Annotated in this window: 17 protein-coding genes; 9 read left to right on the top strand and 8 right to left on the bottom strand. The window is 75.6% G+C overall.

Going from position 1 to position 18,614, the window contains the following annotated elements; all coding sequences use genetic code 11:
• Nucleotides 1–57: 57 nt before the first annotated feature.
• The 5 genes from ACIRRU_RS12945 to cobM all read left to right on the top strand — a co-directional run bounded on the left by ACIRRU_RS12945 (nucleotide 58) and on the right by cobM (nucleotide 4,383).
• Nucleotides 58–495 (top strand): hypothetical protein, encoded by a 438-nt coding sequence (locus ACIRRU_RS12945; protein ID WP_403679268.1) that lies wholly within the window; start codon nucleotides 58–60, stop codon nucleotides 493–495.
• A gap of 67 nt (nucleotides 496–562) precedes the next feature.
• Complete coding sequence (locus ACIRRU_RS12940; RefSeq protein WP_403679266.1) at nucleotides 563–1,378, top strand: DsbA family protein; 816 nt, start codon at nucleotides 563–565, stop codon at nucleotides 1,376–1,378.
• Nucleotides 1,375–2,229 (top strand): cytochrome c biogenesis CcdA family protein, encoded by an 855-nt coding sequence (locus ACIRRU_RS12935; protein WP_403679264.1) that lies wholly within the window; start codon nucleotides 1,375–1,377, stop codon nucleotides 2,227–2,229. The genes ACIRRU_RS12940 and ACIRRU_RS12935 overlap by 4 nt, the downstream gene beginning before the upstream one ends.
• Before the next feature lie 106 nt (nucleotides 2,230–2,335).
• The gene (gene cbiE, locus ACIRRU_RS12930; protein WP_403679262.1) at nucleotides 2,336–3,625 is read left to right on the top strand and encodes a precorrin-6y C5,15-methyltransferase (decarboxylating) subunit CbiE; all 1,290 of its coding nucleotides are present in this window, start codon (nucleotides 2,336–2,338) and stop codon (nucleotides 3,623–3,625) included.
• Nucleotides 3,622–4,383, top strand: coding sequence for a precorrin-4 C(11)-methyltransferase (cobM, locus tag ACIRRU_RS12925; protein ID WP_403679260.1), 762 nt, complete (start codon nucleotides 3,622–3,624; stop codon nucleotides 4,381–4,383). The genes cbiE and cobM overlap by 4 nt, the downstream gene beginning before the upstream one ends.
• A 230-nt stretch (nucleotides 4,384–4,613) precedes the next feature.
• Here the strand turns inward: cobM and ACIRRU_RS12920 are convergent, their stop codons facing one another.
• The 3 genes from ACIRRU_RS12920 to ACIRRU_RS12910 form a co-directional block, all read right to left on the bottom strand.
• A complete protein-coding gene (locus ACIRRU_RS12920) occupies nucleotides 4,614–6,080 on the bottom strand; it encodes a flotillin family protein (protein WP_403679258.1) in 1,467 nt (488 codons plus the stop codon).
• A 113-nt stretch (nucleotides 6,081–6,193) separates the two neighbouring features.
• The gene (locus ACIRRU_RS12915; protein WP_403679256.1) at nucleotides 6,194–6,703 is read right to left on the bottom strand and encodes a hypothetical protein; all 510 of its coding nucleotides are present in this window, start codon (nucleotides 6,701–6,703) and stop codon (nucleotides 6,194–6,196) included.
• 126 nt (nucleotides 6,704–6,829) lie between these two features.
• Entirely contained in the window at nucleotides 6,830–7,315 is a 486-nt protein-coding gene (locus ACIRRU_RS12910; RefSeq protein ID WP_363203054.1) for a peroxiredoxin, read from the bottom strand.
• Nucleotides 7,316–7,488: 173 nt separating this feature from the next.
• Here ACIRRU_RS12910 and ACIRRU_RS12905 point away from each other — a divergent pair, with 173 nt between their 5' ends.
• Both ACIRRU_RS12905 and ACIRRU_RS12900 read left to right on the top strand, forming a co-directional pair.
• On the top strand, nucleotides 7,489–8,253 hold the full coding sequence (locus tag ACIRRU_RS12905; RefSeq protein ID WP_403679254.1) for an alpha/beta hydrolase: 765 nt from the start codon (nucleotides 7,489–7,491) through the stop codon (nucleotides 8,251–8,253).
• Nucleotides 8,254–8,494: 241 nt separating this feature from the next.
• Nucleotides 8,495–10,228, top strand: coding sequence for a SpoIIE family protein phosphatase (locus ACIRRU_RS12900; RefSeq protein WP_403679252.1), 1,734 nt, complete (start codon nucleotides 8,495–8,497; stop codon nucleotides 10,226–10,228).
• Between the two features lie 120 nt (nucleotides 10,229–10,348).
• Here the strand turns inward: ACIRRU_RS12900 and ACIRRU_RS12895 are convergent, their stop codons facing one another.
• Complete coding sequence (locus tag ACIRRU_RS12895; protein ID WP_363203057.1) at nucleotides 10,349–10,594, bottom strand: hypothetical protein; 246 nt, start codon at nucleotides 10,592–10,594, stop codon at nucleotides 10,349–10,351.
• 122 nt (nucleotides 10,595–10,716) lie between these two features.
• Entirely contained in the window at nucleotides 10,717–12,231 is a 1,515-nt protein-coding gene (locus ACIRRU_RS12890) for a hypothetical protein (RefSeq protein WP_403679638.1), read from the bottom strand.
• A gap of 437 nt (nucleotides 12,232–12,668) precedes the next feature.
• Here ACIRRU_RS12890 and ACIRRU_RS12885 point away from each other — a divergent pair, with 437 nt between their 5' ends.
• Nucleotides 12,669–14,015 carry a molybdopterin-dependent oxidoreductase gene (locus tag ACIRRU_RS12885; protein ID WP_403679250.1) on the top strand — a complete coding sequence of 449 codons (1,347 nt, stop codon included), beginning with the start codon at nucleotides 12,669–12,671 and terminating at the stop codon, nucleotides 14,013–14,015.
• 439 nt (nucleotides 14,016–14,454) lie between these two features.
• On the opposite strand, the gene ACIRRU_RS12880 is transcribed toward ACIRRU_RS12885, so the two are convergent.
• From ACIRRU_RS12880 to ACIRRU_RS12870, 3 genes are read right to left on the bottom strand one after another with little or no spacing between them, the layout of a single operon-like run.
• Nucleotides 14,455–15,279, bottom strand: a complete 825-nt coding sequence (locus ACIRRU_RS12880) for a methyltransferase domain-containing protein (protein WP_363203059.1) — start codon at nucleotides 15,277–15,279, stop codon at nucleotides 14,455–14,457.
• Complete coding sequence (locus ACIRRU_RS12875; protein WP_403679248.1) at nucleotides 15,276–15,932, bottom strand: DUF2064 domain-containing protein; 657 nt, start codon at nucleotides 15,930–15,932, stop codon at nucleotides 15,276–15,278. Before ACIRRU_RS12875 ends, ACIRRU_RS12880 begins: the two co-directional genes overlap by 4 nt.
• Nucleotides 15,929–16,714 (bottom strand): glycosyltransferase family 2 protein, encoded by a 786-nt coding sequence (locus tag ACIRRU_RS12870; RefSeq protein WP_403679246.1) that lies wholly within the window; start codon nucleotides 16,712–16,714, stop codon nucleotides 15,929–15,931. The genes ACIRRU_RS12875 and ACIRRU_RS12870 overlap by 4 nt, the downstream gene beginning before the upstream one ends.
• Before the next feature lie 276 nt (nucleotides 16,715–16,990).
• Between ACIRRU_RS12870 and ACIRRU_RS12865 the strand changes: the two genes are divergently transcribed.
• On the top strand, nucleotides 16,991–18,520 hold the full coding sequence (locus ACIRRU_RS12865) for a ParB/Srx family N-terminal domain-containing protein (RefSeq protein ID WP_403679244.1): 1,530 nt from the start codon (nucleotides 16,991–16,993) through the stop codon (nucleotides 18,518–18,520).
• The last annotated feature ends 94 nt before the right edge of the window (nucleotides 18,521–18,614 follow it).

Genomic DNA, 18,614 nt, shown 5'->3' with positions numbered 1-18,614 from the left:
TCGGGCAGTCGAACGCTCAGCCCACCGCCCCGGTGCGAGAAAGGCCGGTCCCCTCCCGTGTCCCGTAGCCAGTGGTGGAGCCTGACGGCGCTCCTCGCGGTCGTCATGGGGCTGCTGTGCGGACCGGCGGCAGGTGCGGCTCCGGCCTCGTCGGACGCCGTGAGGGAGGCCGCCGCGGTGAGCGTCGCCGCGCTGCCGGTCACCGCCGTACCGGTGGACGCCCCGCCCGCCGCAGCCGCGATCCACCCCGCCTCCGGGGCCGTCGCGGATACGGACTCCGGCATTCCGGGGTGCGGGGCGCCCAGCGGCCACGACAGCGAGCCCGCCCTCCCCTCCCGCGCCCGCGCCGCGCACGACCAGGCGCCCGGCCTCACGCCGTGGGGGCTGCCCGCCGCGACGGGCGCGCCCCGGGCTGAGCCGCCTGCGGCGATACCGAGCCGGGCGCCGGTCCCGTCCACCCCGACCCCGGTCGAACTCTCCGTGCTGCGGGTCTAGAGGGGCGCGCGGTCCCGCACCTCTTCACCCCTTGCCCCGCTTCTCAGCCTTCCGCACGGAGTGCTCCATGCCCACGCCCAGGAAATCGCAGCCGAACCCGAAGTCCCCGTCCGCCGCCCCCGCCTCGCGCAAGCCCCTGCTCTACGGCGCGGTGGTCGTCCTCGCCGCCGGGCTCCTCGGCTTCGCCTCCTACCAGGCCACCTCGCCCGACGACCCCGCCAAGGAGTCCGCCACCGGTCCGGCCGCGGAGGTCTCCGCCGGTCCGGACGCGGGCGTCTACCCGGAGCTGGAGAAGCTGGCCCGCCGCGACGCGGACGACCAGCTGGCCGTCGGTCGCCCGGACGCCCCGGTCGTCCTGATCGAGTACGCCGACTTCAAGTGCGGGTACTGCGGCAAGTTCGCCCGGGACACCGAGCCGAAGCTGATCGAGAAGTACGTGAAGGACGGGACGCTGCGCATCGAGTGGCGCAACTTCCCGATCTTCGGCGAGGAGTCCGACACCGCCGCGCGGGGCGCCTGGGCCGCCGGGCAGCAGGACCGCTTCTGGGAGTTCCACGCGGCCGCCTACGCCGAAGGGGCCAAGGAGAAGGGCTTCGGCGAGGAGCGGGTGAAGGCGCTCGCCGAGGAGGCCGGGGTCGGGGATCTGGGCCGGTTCATGAAGGACCTCGACGGCGAAGCGGCCCGTGCGGCGGTCAAGGAGGACCAGGAGCAGGCGTACGGGATCGGCGCGACGTCCACCCCGTCGTTCCTGGTCAACGGCCGCCCGATCGCGGGCGCGCAGCCGGAGGAGACCTTCACCCGGGCCATCGAGGCCGCCGCCGAGCAGGCGAAGGCGAAGACGGCCGGCACCGCGGGCAACCCTGCCGAGGGCTCCGGCACGTGACCTCCGACATCGGCTACTTCGCGGCGTTCCTCGGCGGGCTGCTCGCCCTGGTCAGCCCGTGCAGCGCGCTGCTGCTGCCCGCCTTCTTCGCGTACTCCGTCGACTCCGCCTCCCGGCTGCTGGCCCGCACCGGCATCTTCTACGCGGGACTCGCCACCACCCTCGTCCCGCTCGGCGCGGCCGGTTCCTTCGCGGGCCGGCTGTTCTACGGGCACCGGGACGCCCTGGTGACGGGCGCGGGCTGGCTGATCATCGCGCTGGGGGTGGCGCAGATCGCCGGCCTGGGCTTCGCGTCGCGGCGGATCGCGGAGATCAGCGGCCGTATCCGCCCCACCACCGCGTTCTCCGTCTACGCCCTGGGCGCGGTCTACGGCCTGGCCGGATTCTGCGCGGGCCCGATCCTCGGCAGCGTGCTGACCGTCGCGGCGGTCAGCGGCAGCCCGGTCTACGGGGGGCTGCTGCTGGCGGTGTACGCGCTCGGGATGGCGATGCCGCTCTTCGTCCTCGCCCTGCTCTGGGAGCGTTTCGACCTCGGCCGCCGCAGCTGGCTGCGGGGGCGGACGGTCCGGCTCGGCCGCTTCGAGCTGCACACCACCTCCCTGCTGTCGGGCCTGTTCTTCGTCGCCCTGGGCGCGCTGTTCCTCGTCTACGACGGAACGACCGCGCTGCCGGGCCTGCTCGGGGTCGACAGCTCGTTCGGGGTCGAGCAGTGGGCGCAGAGGCTGGGCGCGCGGGTCCCGGACGGGGTGCTGCTGGGGGCGGTGGTGCTGGTGGCGCTGCTGATCCTCGGCGTACGGGCCCGGCGGCGGCGGGGGGACGCGGGGGAGGCCCCGGAGCAGGGCGTTCAGTAAAGTTCCGGACGACGTCCGACGCCCGCCGGACGACGTTCTCACCCTCCCCCCGTGGGCTGGAGCCCCGGCTCCGGCTCCACCCCTGTGAACCATGAGGTCCCTTCACGTGCCTGCCCAGCCCGCCCCGCCCAGGTACCCCGTCGCGGTCGTCGGGATCGGCGCGGACGGCTGGCCGGGGTTGTCCGGCCCGGCGCGGGCGGCGCTCGCCGAGGCGGAGGTGCTGATCGGCGGGGCGCGTCAGCTGGGCCTGCTGCCGCCGGAGTGCGCGGGCGCCCGGGTGGCCTGGCCGAGCCCGCTGCGCCCCGCCGTACCCCGGTTGCTGGCCGAGCACGGGGAGCGCCGGATCGCGGTGCTGGCGAGCGGGGACCCGATGTTCTACGGGATCGGCCGGGCGCTCGCGGAGGAGCTGGGGGCGCGGCGGCTGCGTGTGGTCCCGCACCCGTCGTCGCTGTCCTACGCCTGCGCCCGGCTCGGCTGGCCGCTGGAGACCACGGAGGTGGTGACGCTGGTGGGCCGCCCGGTGTCCCGGCTGGCCGCCGCGCTGCACGAGGGGCGCAGGCTGCTGGTCCTGAGCGCGGACGCGGACACGCCCGCCACGGTCGCCGCCCTCCTGACCGACCACGGCTTCGGCCCGAGCCGGCTGCGGGTGCTGGAGCAGCTGGGCGGCGAGGCGGAGACGTGCGCGCAGGGCACCGCGGAGACCTGGCGGCGGCCGCCGGGGGACCGGCTCAACGTGATCGCGGTGGAGTGCCGGGCCCGGCCGGACACCCCGCGCCTGGGCCTGCTGCCCGGTCTCCCGGACGAGGCGTACGAGCACGACGGCCAGCTCACGAAGCGCCACGTCCGGGCGGCGACGCTGGCGGCCCTGGCGCCCGCGCCCGGGGAGCTGCTCTGGGACGTGGGCGGCGGGTCGGGGTCGATCGCGATCGAGTGGATGCGGGCGCACCCGACGTGCCGGGCGGTGAGCGTGGAGCAGCACCCGGAGCGGGCGGCGAGGATCGCGCGCAACGCGGAACGCCTGGGCGTCCCGGCCCTGGAGGCGGTGACCGGGAAGGCCCCCGCCGCCCTGACCGCCCTGGCCGCGCGGGAGTCTCCGGACGCGGTGTTCGTCGGCGGCGGCCTGACGGCGCCGGGCCTGCTGGACGCGTGCTGGGAGGCGCTGCGCCCCGGGGGCAGGCTGGTCGCGAACACGGTGACGCTGGAGTCGGAGGCGCTGCTGGGGGAGCGGCACCGGGCGTACGGGGGCGAGCTGGTGCGCCTGGCGGTGGCGCACGCGGTGCCGGTGGGCGGGTTCACGGGCTGGCGGCAGGCGATGCCGGTGACGCAGTGGTCGGTGAGGAAGCCCGTGGGGGCGCAGGCGGACCGGGACGACACGTACAAGGGAGACGACGCATGACCGTGTACTTCATCGGAGCGGGCCCGGGAGCGGCCGACCTGATCACGGTGCGCGGCGCCCGTGTCCTGGCGACCGCCCCGGTCTGCCTGTACGCGGGCAGCCTGGTCCCGGTGGAACTGCTCGCGGAGTGCCCGCCGGGCGCCCGCCTGGTCGACACGGCGAACCTGGACATCGACCGGATCACCGCGGAACTCCTCGGGGCCCACGCGGACGGGCACGACGTGGCGCGCCTGCACTCGGGCGACCCGTCGGTGTTCAGCGCGGTCAACGAACAGATGAAGCGCCTGGACGAGGCGGACGTCCCGTACGAGGTCGTCCCCGGCGTCCCCGCGTTCGCCGCGGCCGCCGCCTCCCTCAAGCGCGAGCTGACCGTGCCCACGGTGGGCCAGACGGTCATCCTGACCCGGGTCGCCCAGCGCGCCACGGCGATGCCGGAGGGCGAGGACCTGGCCACCCTGGGCCGCAGCGGCGCCCTGATCGTCCTCCACCTCGCGGCGGGGTACGTGGACCGCGTGGTCGCCGAACTCCTCCCGCACTACGGCCCCGACTGCCCGGCGGCCGTGGTCGCGATGGCGTCGCGGCCCGACGAGATCATCCTCCGCGGCCCCCTGGCCTCGATCGCCGGCCAGGTGAAGGCGGCGGGGGTGATCAGGACGGCGGTCATCATGGTGGGCCGCACCCTGGGCGCCGACCAGTTCCGCGACAGCCACCTCTACGCGGTGGGGCGGGAGCGGGATCCGGGCGCGGGGACGCCGTAGTCCGTCAACGGACGGGGTGACCGGGCGGGTCTGCCGCAACAGGCCGCGTACGCTCGCGCGTTGACCGGTGGCGGTGGCGGTGGTCACGGCCGCGGGCCGACGGGTTCGGTGAGCCGCTGCCGGCGAGCGGGGCTCCGGACGTGCCGGTGCCCGGCGGCGGGGTCGCTGCCGGGCACCGGGGGGGTGTGCTGGGGGCGCCCCGCGGGGGCGCCTGGAGGGGGGCCGGGTGGTCAGCCCTTGATCTCGATCTCGCCGTTCCTCGGCGACGGGGGCGTGGTCGAGGGGGCCGGGTCCGTCTCCGGGGCGGCGGAGGCGGGCGAGGTGGCGGAGACGCGGGACTTCAGGCTCTCCAGGACCGCCGAAAGGTCCACGCCCGTCGTCGAGTTGAGCAGTTCCACGCCCTGCGCGACGTTGTCCGTGACCGTACGGGCCAGCTGGCTCGCGCCGTCCGTGGAGATGACCGTCATCTTGTCGATGGCGCTCAGCGGCTCGGAGGCCTTCGCGACGACGTCCGGGAGGACCTCGACCAGCATCTGGAGGACTGCCGCGTCGCCGTACCGGGCGAACGCGTCGGCCTTCTTCTGCATGGCCTCGGCCTCGGCGGCGCCCCTGGCCGCGATGGCCGCGGCCTGTGCCTCACCCTCGATGCGGACCGCGTCGGCCAGCGCCGAACGGTGCAGCTTCTCGCCCTGACCGGTCAGGCGCGAGCGCTCCGCGTCCGCCTCGGCCTCCTTGACCTGGGCGACGCGGCGGGCCTCCGCCTCCTGCTCGGCCTGGTAGCGGGCGGCGTCGGCGGGCTTGCGGACCTTCGTGTCCAACTCGCGGTCGGTCAGGGCCGCCTGGCGCTCGGCGACCTTCTCCTGCTCGGTGAGGACCTCCTGCCGGCGGGCGGCCTCGGCGAGCGGACCGGCGGCGTTGGCCTTGGCGGCCGCGGCCTCCGTCTCGGCCTTGATCTCGGCCTGCTTCAGGTAGTACGTCCGCTCGGCGACGGCGATCTCCTCGGCCGCCTTCAGCCGGGCCTGCTCCGACGCCCGCCTCGCGATGGCCTCGGCGATGTCGGCCTCCTGCTTGGCGCGGGCGGCCTCCGGGCGGCCGAGGTCCTCCAGGTAGGAGCCCTCGGTGGTGATGTCCTGGATCTGGAAGGCGTCCAGGATCAGGCCCTGGCCGGAGAGGCTGGCCTCGGCCTCCTCCGCGACCTGCCCGGCGAACGCGGCCCGGTCCCGGATGATGTCCTCGACCGACATCCGGCCGACGATGGCGCGCAGCGCGCCCGAGAGCACTTCCTGGGTGAAGCCGACGATGCCGTTCTGCTGCTGGAGGAAGCGCTGGGCGGCGGCCCGGATGGAGTCCTCGCTGCCGCCGACCTTGACGATCGCGACGCCTTCGAGGTTGGACTTCACGCCCCGCAGCGTCACCGCGCCGCGCACGGCGATCGGGATGTGCCGGCTGGACAGGTCCAGGGTGAACTTCTGCTGGACGAACGGGACCACGAAGACGCCGCCCCCGACGACGACCTTCTGACCGCTGTTGTCGATGCTGATGCGCCCGGTGACCGGGTCCGTGGACTTCTTGCCCCGGCGGCCGGTGATGATGAACGCCTCGCTGGGCCCGGCGACCTTGTAGCGGGTGATGACGACCAGGCCCAGCAGGACCAGGAGTACGACGATGCCGATGACGGCGATGGCGACTGGACTCATGAGACGTGTCCCCCCTGCCCTCCCGGTGGGGGACGGCGGATTGCGGATGTGCGGTGGTGTGCGGCGCGTGCGGTCGGTGACGTGGGCGGGGCGGGCCGGGGCGGTGGTGCTGGTCAGCGCTCCACCGGGCGGACCGCCACCGATGTGGTCGACAGCGTCTCCTCCACCCAGACCTCCGTCCCGCGCGCCACCGGACCGGCGGACCGGGCCGCGTACTTCACGGGCTGGCCGCCCAGGCGCAGCAGCACCTCCCCGTACCCACCGGCCGGGATGGCCGTCACGACGGAGCCCGGTGAGCCGACCAGGTCGGAGGCGCGCGGGGTCGTGTGCGTCTGGTCCCGCATCAGGGCCTTGCTGAGTTTCCAGGTCAGCCAGGCCGCCCCGGCACCGGCCACCGTACCGACGGCCGTCGCCCCGAGGGGGCCCGCGCCCGTCGTGCCCAGCGTGATGGCCCCGCCGAAGCCGAGCATCGAGAGGAAGCCCGCGATCACCGGCAGCGAGAGCAGACCGTCGAAGAGACCGTCCACCACCCCGTCGAGCAGTCCTTCGAGCAGACCGTCGAAGATCAGCGACAGGACCAGCAGGACGATCCCCGCGATGCCGAGACCGAGAAAGAAGGTCATGCGATCGCTCCCCCTGCCTGCGGAGATCCGTGGAGATCCCGCGACGTCCCCCGTGTGCGCTCTGTCGATCCACCGGGATCGTCGCATGTGCGACGCGCTCCGGTCACTGCCGGATTCCGGCAATCTTTACGCGTTTTTAATGCCGGACAGCCGGTCGGTGAGCGTGGAGAGTGACTGGAACGTCGCTCCCAGCAGCGCCACGTGCTTCCACCGCAGCACACCGTCCGGCCCGATGAGGAAGACCGACCGCCGCACGCCGATACCCGGCGCGGCGACCCCGTACGACCGGGCGATCTCCCGGCCCTCGTCGGCCAGCAGCGGCATACGCAGGTCGAAGGCGCGGGCGAACGACTCGTGGCTGTCCACACCCTGTGGACTGATGCCCCACACCTCGGCGTCGAGGCCCTCGAACGCCTCCATCCCCGAGGAGTAAGCGCACAGCTGCTTCGTGCAGACCGAGGTGTTGTCGCCCGGGTAGAACGCCAGGACCAGGGAGCGGCCGCGGGCTTCGGTGAGGCGGTAGTCGGCGCGGGCGAAGGTCTCGCCCGACAGGACTCCGCCCGGGAGCGTGAAGTCCGGTGCCTCGCTGCCGACGTGAGGTGCTGTTGCCATGGTCGCTCCTTGGGTGCCGCGTACGTGGACGGTCCCGTGACCGTACAGTTGACGGCGCTTCCTGCGGCACCGTCCGCCTCAGCACCCATCCGAACGGGCCGCCGCGCCGAATAAGGGTGACGCCGCCTACGGGCGACGGGGCATCGCGCCCGCATCAGGACCTGGAGGTACGTGTGTCCCAACGACCGCCGTCGGCCGTGGTTCTCGTCCTGCACGGGGGCCGGGAGAGCGGTACGGGACCCCCGCCGCCCGGTCCGCTCAACCTGCCGCGCCTGCGGATGCGGCCCTTCGTCCACGCCCTCACCCGGGCCACCCGCTCCACCCGCCCGTCCGGGGACGGCGGCCCCGTTCTCGTACGGCAGGTGAGGTACGGCCACCGGGGGTGGAACGGCGACCGCGCCGACCCGCTGCACGACGCCGTCGCCGCGCTCGACGCGCTGCGCGAGGAGGCGGAGGCGGCGTCCGGGGCGGGCTCCGCACCGCCCGTCGTCCTCCTCGGGCACTCCATGGGCGCCCGCGCCGCCCTGGGCGCCGCCGGGCACCCCCTCGTGCGGGGCGTCGTCGGGCTCGCGCCCTGGTGCCCGCCGGGCGACCCGGTCACCCAGCTCGCGGGGCGCGACGTCGTCCTCGTCCACAGCGACCAGGACCGGATGACCAGCCCGCAGGCCACCCAGACCTTCACCGCGCGGGCCCGCCGCGCCGGTGCCCGGACCTGCATGATCACCGTCCGCGGCGGCGACCACGCCATGATCCGGCGCGCCCCGGACTGGCACCGGCTCACCACCGAGCTCGTCACCGGACTGCTCGGTTCCGGCAGTCTGCCCGGCCCGGTCGGCGCGGCCCTCGCCCTGCCGCCCACCGCCGACCCCGCCGACGGCACCCTCGACCTCGACCGGCTGCGCGCCGCGACGTCGGAGGCCGCCTCCACCTCCCGCTGAGGTCCGGGCGCTCTTCGCGGCTCTCCCGTACCGCCCGGCGGCCCTGCGGATGCGCCGCCCGGGGCCGCGACCGACGATGGAGACAGCTGAAGGCGGCTGAATCCAGTCGGCAAGCAGCCGGAGGCGGCCGGAGACGGCCGGAAACGGCTGGGGCAGCGGTGAGCCGACCGTTCCGACGGCGTAGTCCGGTGCGGACCGGCTCGGCGGACACCGGGTCAGCACGGCGATCAGGGCGGGAGGAATGCTCTTGCAGGCCGAAGGGTGCGCCGACGGCATGCCGTCCTCCATCGACCCCGCCACCGTCGCGGCCCTGTTCGACGGCAACCCGGCCGGAGTCGCCGTCCTCGACCACCACCTCCGCTACACCTACGTCAACCCGGCCCTCGAACGGCTCAACGGCCTGCCCGCCGCCTCCCACCTCGGCCGGACCTTCTCCGAGGTGCTCCCCGAACTGCGCGGGCAGGCCGCCGCCCTGCGCGACGTGCTGGCCGACGGCAAGGCCCGCGAGGAGACCATCAGCGGACGGACCTGGGCCGCCAGCCTGGCCGACCAGCGGTTCTGGCGCGCCACCTACCACCGGCTCGAAGCGGACGGGGCGGCCTGCGGGCTGATGGCGATCGTCGTGGAGATCACCGACGTCGCCCGCCAGCGCGAGGAGCTGGAACAGGCCAGAGGGCACGTCGCCCTGCTCAGCACGGCCGCCGTCCGGATCGGTACGACGCTCGACATGGACACCACCTGCCGGGAGGTCGTGGACTTCGTGGTGCCCGCCTTCGCGGACGTCGCCGCCGTCGACGTCCTGCCGCCCGAGGTCGGGCACTCCGTACGCCGCCCCGGCCCCGGCGTCCTGCGGCTGCGGCGCGCCGCGCTCCGGGGCGACGGCGACCTCGACGAGCAGGTGCAGTTGTTCGGGCACTCCGGGGAGTACGTGGACTTCGCCCCGGACTCTCCGGTGACACGATGCCTCGCCGAGAACGAGCCGGTCCTGGACGACTGGACGGGCCGCGACGAGGGGCGCGGCGCCGCCACCGCGGAGCGGATCGCCGCCTTCCGGACCCTCGGGCTGCGCGAGGCGCTCGTGGTCCCGTTGACCGCCCGGGGGCATACGCTCGGCGCGCTCAGCCTCGTACGGGCCGAGGGCTCCCCGGCCTTCACCGACCAGGACGTCGTCGTCGCCCGCGAGGTCGCCGTGCGGGCCGGGGTCTCTCTCGACCACGCCCGCCGCTACGACCACGAGCACAGCATCGCCCGTGAACTCCAGCGCTCCCTGCTCTCCGAGCCGCGCGGGGCCCACCCGCACGTGGAGGTCGCCACCCGCTACCTCCCGGCCGACACGGGTGTCCTCGTCGGCGGCGACTGGTTCGACGTCGTACCGCTCCAGGACGGCCGCCATCTCAAGGCCATGGGCGACGTGATGGGGCACGGCGTCGAGGCGGCCGTCGCGATGAGCCACTACCGCTCGCTGCTGCGGCTGCTGGCGGGGGAGGACCTGCCGCCCCACCAAATTCTGGAGCAGCTGGACGCCATGGTGGAGCGGTCCGGGCTGGACCGGGCCGCGACCTGCCTGCTGGCCGTCGTCGACCGGTTCGCCGGGGTGTGCGAGGTGGCCAGCGCGGGCCATCTGCCGCCGGTGTTCATCGACCCGGGGGAGGCCGGGGCCCGGATCGTTCCGGTGCCGGTGGGGCCGCCGCTGGGCACCGGGTTCGGCGGCTACCGGACCGCGTCCGTGCCCTGCGGGCCGGGAACGGTGCTGTTCATGTACACGGACGGGCTGGTGGAGCGCCGGGGCGAGGACATCGACACGTCCGTACGGCGGCTCGCCTCGCTCACCCTGCCGCCCAGCGGGCGTCTGGACGATCTGCTCGACCAGGTCCTCGACCGGTTCGGCGACGACGCCGAGGACGACATCGCCGTCCTGGCGTCCCGCATCCGGGAGGGACGGCCGGTGCTGCGGGCGGCGCAGGCACCGGGCTGACGGGCGGAGCGGAGGGGTGGCAGAGCGGCGGGGCGGCAGAGCGGCGGCCGTGCCGCCCTCCCCCCCCGCCGAGGTGGAGGCCGCTCGGGCTGTGGAGGTCGTTCAGCTGGTGGGGACCGCTCAGGCCGTTTCCGGGGTGTCCCGCTTACGGTTCCGCAGCTGCCGCAGGACGAGCGCGGCCGAGGTGATCAGCGGCAGCAGCCCGGCGACCGCGTCGGCGGTGTTCAGCTTGTCGTGCGAGCTCTTGGCCCGGCGGACCTGCTTGGACGCCCGGACGACCGCGAGGGCGCTGCTGCCCAGGCTCAGCAGGAGCCCCGCCTTGCCGGCGCGCAGGCCCTTGGCGGGGAGGGAACGGTTCTTCGCCATCGGGGTACCTCCAGGTGCGGGGCGCGCTCCGTGTGCGCCACCCGGTCCACGTAACCGGGTCCGCCCCGCCCCCGCAAACGGACGCGGGCGGCGGGGCGGACCGGGGGCGGCCGGGGGAGGGATCACCAGCCCGTCCAGAGGAGGTGGTTGATGAGCAGGGCGGGGACCACCGACGCGACCAGCCAGTACCGCGCCGTCCGGGCGGGCAGCAGCGCCGCCGCCGGTACCAGCCACAGCAGGAACGGCTGCCAGATGCGCTCGGTCTCCGCCTTGCTCATCCCGGACAGGTCGGCGGCGAGCAGCGCGGCCAGTGCCGCCAGGACCAGCACGGCCAGCCGCCCGGCGGACGCCCGGCCACCCTCCGGCGCGTCGGCTTCTCCGTCGGCCCGGCCACCCTCCGGCGCGTCGTCGTCTGCCCCGGCCGGGACGCCCGCCCGTACCGGTTCGCCCGCCCGCACCGGGTCGCCCGCGGACGTCATTGTGGCCGTCGCCGTGGGGGTCGCAGACGGCTTCGGCGACCCCGTGCCCCCCGGCACCGACCGGCCGCGGCCCAGGGCCCGCAGGGCTCCCGGGGCCAGTGCGGCCGCGCGGCGCAGGCCCGCGACCGCCGCCAGGCCGGACGCGAGGACCGCGCAGGCGAGGTTGGCCCAGACCCAGTACGCGTACGGGCGCACGCCACCCGCGCCCTGGTAGTAGCGCTCGACCAGCAGGTGGTAGGCGGTCCACCAGTTGAACCCGGCCAGGGTGAAGGCCGCCGGGACCACCAGCGCCCCGAGCAGGAACGGCACCACGGGACGGGCCGTCCGGGTGAGCGCCAGGACCGCCAGCAGGACCGCCGCCATCAGCCCCAGCCCGTAACTCAGGTAGCAGGTCCACCCGAACAGCAGCCCCCCGCCCGCCGCCGCGGCCCCCGGGAAGCGGACCCGGCGCGTCGCCGCCAGGGCGAGCAGAGCCACCGACCAGGCGGCCACGGCGGCGAAGTACCCGTCGGCGGAGACGCCCGCCCAGACGGCCGCCGGGGCGAGCACGAGGAAGGGCGCGGCGCGCCGGGCGTACCGCTCCCCGGCGAGGACCCGCACGGTGATCAGCGCGGCCAGCACCGCCGAACTGCCGACCACGACGCACCAGACGGCGGCCCACGTACCGCCGCCGAGGCCGACGCGGTCCAGCCAGACGAAGGTCAGCGTCGCCCCCGGCGGGTGCCCGGCGACGTGGGCGGGCCAGTTCCCGGGCTCGCCGATGACGATGTGGTCGGTGAAGCCGCGCAGGGCGGCGGGGATGTCCTCGAAGCGGTCGATGACCCGCAGGTACTCGTGCTTGGTGGTCAGCCGCCGCTCGACCCCCCGGAACCAGCCGTCGATCAGCGCCATGGCGAAGACCCAGACCGTCGAACCGGCCCAGGACGCCGCGAGGAGCGCACGCCAGGGAAGCCGGGCGGCCAGTACCGGGCCGTAGGCGACCGTCAGCACCGCCACGGTGAGCGCGGCCGGGGTGCCGGGCCCCAGGTGCGGGTCCCAGGAGGCCAGCAGGGGCGGCCACTGGACCTGAAGGGTGCCGGTCCGGTTCTGTACGGCGTGACCGATCAGGACGGCGGCGGTGACGAGGAGCGCCCCCGCCGCAGCCGCTGCCAGGTCCAGGCGACCGGCCCGCCCCGCGCCGGGGACCCGCGGCCTGCTTCCGGCGGTCCGGGGCGGGGCGGCACCGGCGTCCTGGGCGTGCGCGACGGTCCCGGCGTCCTGGGCGTGCGTGACGGTCCCGGCCGGCGGGGGGTCTCCGGGGCGGTCCGGGTCGCGGGGAGTGGTGGGGGCGGAGTCCTCGGTCTTCACCTCTGGCACGCTACGGACGAAGCGCCGCGATCCGGTGGTGCGGCGGGGCCGCGTCACGGAACCGCCGGTTCGGGTGCCGCCGCCTGGTGGAACCGTCGGCCCGGGTGCCGCGGGGCGGTGGAGCTGTCGGGTCGGGTGGCCGCCGGGCGGGAGAACCGTCAGCTCCGGTGCCGCCGCTCGGCGGACGTCGGGGGTCCGGCCGGAGTCGTAGCCGCCCGGACGTGGGGGCCGCGGCTTACCGTCGGCCCATGTCCCGACGCCGCCCGTTCCGCTCCGCCGCGCGGTCTGCCCACGGATCCCCGCGGCCCCCGCTGTCCGCTCTCCGCACGCCCGCCGACCCCCGGTTCTGGCGCAGTCCGGTGCGCGGCGCCCGGTTCACCGCCGTCCTCGGCCTGGTGCTCCTGGCCGGGCTCACCCTGGTGACCGTCACCGGCCTGCTCTCGTACGCCGCGTACAACCCCGGTCTGGCCCCGGTCAACGACAAGACCCCGGGCAGGGGGCTGCTCGGGTTCTACCTGTTCGACTGGCCGACCGGCCCGCACTGGCTCTACCGGCTGACCCAGGGGCTGCACGTCACGGTCGGCATCGCGCTCGTGCCCGTGCTGCTGGCGAAGCTCTGGTCGGTCATTCCGCGGTTCTTCGCGCTGCCGCCGGTCCGGTCCCTCGGCCACGCCCTGGAGCGGATCTCGCTGCTGCTCCTGGTGGGCGGGGCGCTGTTCCAGGTCGTCACCGGCCTGCTCAACATCCAGCTGGACTACATCTTCCCGGGCTCCTTCTACACCCTGCACTTCTACGGCGCGTGGGTGTTCCTGGCCGGGTTCGTCACCCACGCCGCGCTGAAGACGCCGCAGGCCCTGCGGGTGGTGCGGTCGGGCGGCGTCCGCCGCTCCGCCCCGGCCGCCGACGGCGCGGCCGGGGCGGGCACCCGTACCGCTGCCGGACGCGACGCCCTCGCGGCCCCCGATCCGCTGCCTGCCACCATCTCGCGGCGCGGGGCCCTCGCGCTGGTGGGGGCCGGGTCGCTGCTCCTGCTGCTCACCTCGGCCGGGCGCAGCTTCGACGGGCCGCTGCGCCGCCTCGCGCTCCTCACCCCGCGCGGCGGCACGGAGCAGGGGCCGGGGCCGAACGCCTTCCAGATCAACAAGACGGCCGCCGCCGTCCGGATCAGCCCCGCCGACACCGGGGAGCGCTGGCGGCTGACCGTGCGCGGGCCCGCCGGTGAACTGCGTTTCTCCCGGGCCGAACTGCTGGCCATGGAGCAGCACGAAGCCGCGCTCCCCATCGCCTGCGTGGAGGGCTGGGCGACCTCCGACCAGCTGTGGCGCGGGGTGCGGCTCTCGCACCTGGCGGCGCTCGCCGGGTTCCCGGAGCGGCCGCCCGCCGTGTTCGTGGAGTCGTTGCAGCGCGCCGGTTCCTTCCGCCGGGCCGCGCTGCGGGACAACCAGGTCCGCGACGACCGCTCGCTGCTGGCGCTGGAGGTCAACGGAGCCCCGCTGTCCCCCGACCACGGCTACCCGGCCCGGATCATCGTGCCCGCCGCGCCCGGCGTGCTGAACACCAAGTGGGTCGAGACCCTGACGTTCGGAGAGCTGTGATGTCCACCCGAGCGGTACCGCCTCTGCCGCCCGGCCCCTCGCCGGGGCGCCGCGCTCCCCGCCGCTTCTCGCCACGCCGTTTCTCGTCCCGCCGTTTCTCGCCGCGCCGTTGGTACGGCGAGGGCCCGCTCCACGCACTGCTGCTGGCCGCCACGTTCTGTCTGGCCGGTTACGCGGGCGTACGCCTGCTGGACGGCGACACCGTCGGGGTGCTGCTCTGGTTCGCCGGGTCGGCGATGCTGCACGACCTGGTGCTGCTCCCGTTGTACGCGGGGGCCGACCGGGCCCTCGCCGCGGCGCTCGGGCCGAGGCGGGCCCTGGTCAACTTCGTGCGCGTACCGGTGTTCCTCTCCGGGCTGCTCCTGCTCGTCTGGTTCCCGCTGATCACCCGGCGGACGGAGCGGCGCTACGAGGCCGCCGCGGGCACCACCCCGGACCTCTATCTCTCCCACTGGCTGCTGATCAGCGGTGCGCTGTTCGCGCTGTCCGCGCTCGGGCTGCTGGTACGGGCGGCGCGCTCGCGCACCGGACGGCGGGGGCGGCGCAGTGCGACGAAGGCGCGGCCGTCCTCGCTCCACTGACCTTCCGGGCGCCAGCCGCACCCCTCGGCGTACCGCAGCAGCGCCGGGGTGCCGATCCGGGCCCAGGGGAAGGGCCGGTCCGCCGGGTCGGCGCCCCGCCCGTCGTCCAGGCGGACCTGGACGCGCTCGTCGATGTCGAGCGGTGAGGTCTCGGCGATCAGCAGTCCGCCCGCGGCGAGCAGGTCCGCCGCCCGCTCCAGCAGGGCGGCCGGGTCGCCGCCGATGCCGATGTTGCCGTCCACCAGCAGGAGCGTCCCCCAGCGTCCCTCCCCGGGCACCGGGTCGAAGACGCTGCGGCGCAGGGCGGCGCCGCCGGTCCGCCGGGTGCGGGCCACCGCCGCCGCGCTCACGTCGATGCCGAGCGCCCGGTGCCCGAGCGCGGTCAGCTCCGCCACCAGCCGTCCCGGACCGCAGCCGATGTCCAGCACCGCGCCCTCGCAGCGGTGCAGGGCGGAGAGGTCGGCGGCGCCCGCCCGCGCGCACCAGCGTTCGACCTCCAGGGGCAGCAGCCAGCCGTCGCTGCGGCGGAGGAAGAGCGGGCCACGCCCGGTGCGCAGGGCGTTGGCGTAGGGATCGGAGCCCCACGTGGCGCCCCGGCCGCCCTCCGCGCCGCCCGCCTCGGTCCCGGCGTACCGCGGCGGCTCCTGGGCGGCCGTGTCCGTCGGGGGCAGTGTCGTACTCATCGCACCCCCGCCCCGGTCAGCCGGCCGAGCACCTCGGCGAAGGCGCCGTCCGGCGCGGCGGCGGCCACCGTGTGGGCGTCGGCCGCGGTGTCCACGTCGAGCAGCACGGGCAGATCCCGTACGGCGAGAGCGGCCTCCACCAGGCGGCGCCGCTGCACCGCCCCGGTCCACGGGACCGACATCGGCACCCCGCGCAGCAGGTCCGGATCGGGGCGGGCCAGGCCCAGGGCCCAGAACCCACCGTCCTCGGCGGGGCCGAACCAGGCGTCGCACCCCTCCCAGGCATCCGGGGCGAGGGCCGGGGCGAGCAGCGGGGCGGTGAGCTGCGGGGTGTCCATGCCGACCAGGAGGGCCGGCCCGGTACACCCGGCGAAGGCCGCCGCCAGCCGTTCGTCCAGGCCGCCCGCGCACTGCGGGACCACCTCGATCCCGGGCGGCACCCAGGGGCCCGGCCGCCCGTCGAGGACCAGGACGCGCCGCCGGGCGGGCAGGGTGAGCGCGGTGCGCAGGGTGTCCGCGAGGGAGGCGGCGGCCAGTTCGGCGGCCTCGGCGGGGGTGAAGGGCGGACACAGCCGGGTCTTGACCCGGCCGGGCACCGGCTCCTTCGCGATGACCAGCAACTCCGTGGGACCGTACGGCGGCGGCGCGCTCATCGGACCGCCTCCGCCCGGTGCGCGGCGGCGGACGGCACGGGCCGGTCCAGGGGCGGTTCCCGCAGCACGCCGCGCATGTCGCGCACCGCGTGCCAGGTGCCGCGCCAGGTCCCGGTCACCTTCGACCGGCCCGTACGCGGCAGGTAGGGGACGTCGCTCTCGGCGACCCGCATCCCGGCGTCCGACGCGCGGACGACCATCTGGAGCGGGTAGCCGCTGCGCCGGTCGGTGAGGTCCAGGGCCAGCAGGTCGGCGCGGCGCCCCGCCCGCAGCGGGCCCAGGTCGCGCAGGCGCAGGCCGGTGCGGCGGCCGAGCATCCGGGAGAGCGCCGCGTTCCCGGCGCGCGCGTGCGCGGGCCAGGCGCCCCGGCCCTCGGGGCGGCGGCGGCCCAGCAGCAGATCGCACTCGCCGTCGGCGACGCGGCGGACGAACCCGGCCAGCAGCGCGGGGTCCAGTGAGCCGTCGCAGTCGCAGAAGCAGACGAACTCGGCCTCGGCGGCGAGCAGTCCGGCATGGCAGGCCGCGCCGAAGCCGCGCCGGTCCTCCGTCACGACGTGCGCGCCGAGGGAGCGGGCGACCTCGGCCGAACCGTCGGTCGAGCCGTTGTCGACCACGATCGCGCGCCAGCCCGCGGGAACGCGGCTGAGCACCCAGGGCAGGGCGGCGGCCTCGTCGAGGCAGGGCAGGACGATGTCGGCGCGCGGTACGAGGGGAGCGGCTCCTGGTTGGACCGCTGGTTGCGGGGCGGCGACTTCCGGGTGAAGGGCAGAGGGATCGGTCACCCGCGCCACCCTACGGAGACAATCGCGGCATTCCGGGCTTCCGCTGGCTATGAATCCGAGACGTCGGCCGGATGGCGGCGACCGGTCCGCCTCCGCGCCCCGCGCCGGTGCGTCTTCGGCCCACCCCGGTCGCGTCCGGTGCGCCCCCGGCCCCGGCCCTCGCGCGGCATCACCGCGTCACCCGCCGTTCACTCCGCGGCCCGGCCGGCGTCGCCCCGTCTTGGGACCGTCCTCCACGAGCCATCCGCGTACGGGACGCGGGTACGGAGGGACGTCATGAACCGATCGAGTACCGGCCTGCCGCCGCGCGGCGCCCGGCTGTTGTCCGCCGCGCTGTCCGCGGCCCTCCTCGCGGTGGGCACGGTGGGCACGGTGGGAGCGGTGGGCACGGGCGCGGCCGCCGCCGCACCGGGCCCGGCGCAGCCGTGCGCGGGGAGCGGTCCGCTGCCGCGCGTGTGCGCGCAGCCGGGCGAGCTGATCGACGTCACCCTCGGCGAACTCCACCCGACCCAGGCCGTCATCGGCTTCGACCAGGTCTTCTACAAGCTCAACCGCTACGGGAGCGACCGGGACGAGGCCGCGGGCGGCGTCAACAAGCGTTTCGACGACTGGTGCGAGACCAACGGCCAGGGCGAGGCGGCCTCGGCGGGGCCCGGAGCGCGGCTGGACGACCCGGCGAGCTTCACCTGCACCGTGCCGCTGGGGCAGGAGACCGCGGAGTCGCTCGCCCCGATGAAGACCGCGGTGATCGGCCCCGGCGGCGCGCTCTACCTCACCGACGGGCACCACACCCTGACCTCCTTCCTGGAGGGCCCGGACGGCTCGGCCCGGCTGCCGATCCGTCTGCGGGTCACCGACAACCTCAGCTCCCTGTCCACCGCCGCCTTCTGGCAGCGGATGACGGACGAGAGGAAGGTGTGGCTGCGCGACGAGGACAACCGGCCGCTGACCGTGGAGCAGTTGCCGCAGCGGCTGGGCCTCACGCACTTCCGCGACGACCCCTACCGCAGCCTGGTCTACTTCACCCGCGACATCGGATACGAGGTCCCGGACGGGGCGACGGAGTTCCTGGAGTTCTTCTGGGGCTCCTGGCTGCGCGGGAAGCACGACGTGTCCGCGTACGACCTGACGGCCCCCGGCCCCTACCTCGACCTCGTCAAGGACGCGTCGAAGTCGATGGCCGCGCTGGCCCCCGAAGCGGTCGTGGACGACGGGAAGACCGCCGCGCAGCTGGGCCGGATCGATGAGTGGAACGGCGGCAAGAAGGAGACGGGCGGCGAGTTCGCCAAGCTGGGCAAGCCCCTGACGGACGCCAAGCCGGGCAAGCTGGCCGAGGCGCTCGCCTACCGGTCCGGGGTGGTGCGCGCCCCCACGTGCACGGCGAAGGTCACCGGCGTACGCACCGGCCCGCTCACCGTCCACACCGGGGTGACCTGCGTGGACCGCGCCACCCTCCGCGGCCCGGTCACCGTCCGCCCCGGGGCGGCGCTCGTGCTGACCGGCTCCACCCTCCGGGGTCCGCTCCAGGCGGACGGCGCCGCGGCCGTCCACGTATGCGGGTCGAGCGTCACCGGCCCGCTGGCCGTCAGCCGGACCACCGGGCCCGTCCGGTTCGGCGGGCCGGGCTGCACCGCCAACGAGGTGACCGGGGCCGTCGTCCTGACCGGCAACACCGGAGGCGTCCACTCCGCGGGCAACACGGTCACCGGCCCCCTCGTGTGCGCCGCCAACCGCCCGGCCCCCGACGCCACCGGCCGGGCGAACGCGGTCCGGGGCCCGCGGACGGGGCAGTGCGCGGACCTCTGAGCCCGCCCCCGCCCGGGGCGCGCTCCGGCGCACCCCGGGCGCCGAGGGAGCCCAGGGGCCCTCGGCTCGGCGCGCGGTCGCGGACGTCGTGCCC

The organism is Streptomyces sp. NPDC101181 (assembly GCF_044767975.1).
Classification (GTDB): Bacteria; Actinomycetota; Actinomycetes; order Streptomycetales; family Streptomycetaceae; genus Streptomyces.
The sequence above is the reverse complement of the archived record's forward strand: the minus strand, read 5'-3'. Positions and strand labels throughout refer to the sequence as shown.

What these genes read in the sequence shown, in the direction of transcription:
- ACIRRU_RS12940 (WP_403679266.1), top strand. Translation starts at nt 563, where the DNA reads ATGCCCACGCCCAGGAAATCGCAGCCGAACCCGAAGTCCCCGTCCGCC.
- ACIRRU_RS12895 (WP_363203057.1), bottom strand. Translation starts at nt 10,594, where the DNA reads ATGGCGAAGAACCGTTCCCTCCCCGCCAAGGGCCTGCGCGCCGGCAAG.
- ACIRRU_RS12875 (WP_403679248.1), bottom strand. Translation starts at nt 15,932, where the DNA reads ATGAGCGCGCCGCCGCCGTACGGTCCCACGGAGTTGCTGGTCATCGCG.
- ACIRRU_RS12920 (WP_403679258.1), bottom strand. Translation starts at nt 6,080, where the DNA reads ATGAGTCCAGTCGCCATCGCCGTCATCGGCATCGTCGTACTCCTGGTC.
- ACIRRU_RS12880 (WP_363203059.1), bottom strand. Translation starts at nt 15,279, where the DNA reads ATGAGTACGACACTGCCCCCGACGGACACGGCCGCCCAGGAGCCGCCG.
- ACIRRU_RS12910 (WP_363203054.1), bottom strand. Translation starts at nt 7,315, where the DNA reads ATGGCAACAGCACCTCACGTCGGCAGCGAGGCACCGGACTTCACGCTC.
- ACIRRU_RS12915 (WP_403679256.1), bottom strand. Translation starts at nt 6,703, where the DNA reads ATGACCTTCTTTCTCGGTCTCGGCATCGCGGGGATCGTCCTGCTGGTC.
- ACIRRU_RS12865 (WP_403679244.1), top strand. Translation starts at nt 16,991, where the DNA reads ATGAACCGATCGAGTACCGGCCTGCCGCCGCGCGGCGCCCGGCTGTTG.
- ACIRRU_RS12900 (WP_403679252.1), top strand. Translation starts at nt 8,495, where the DNA reads ATGCTCTTGCAGGCCGAAGGGTGCGCCGACGGCATGCCGTCCTCCATC.
- ACIRRU_RS12885 (WP_403679250.1), top strand. Translation starts at nt 12,669, where the DNA reads ATGTCCCGACGCCGCCCGTTCCGCTCCGCCGCGCGGTCTGCCCACGGA.
- cobM (WP_403679260.1), top strand. Translation starts at nt 3,622, where the DNA reads ATGACCGTGTACTTCATCGGAGCGGGCCCGGGAGCGGCCGACCTGATC.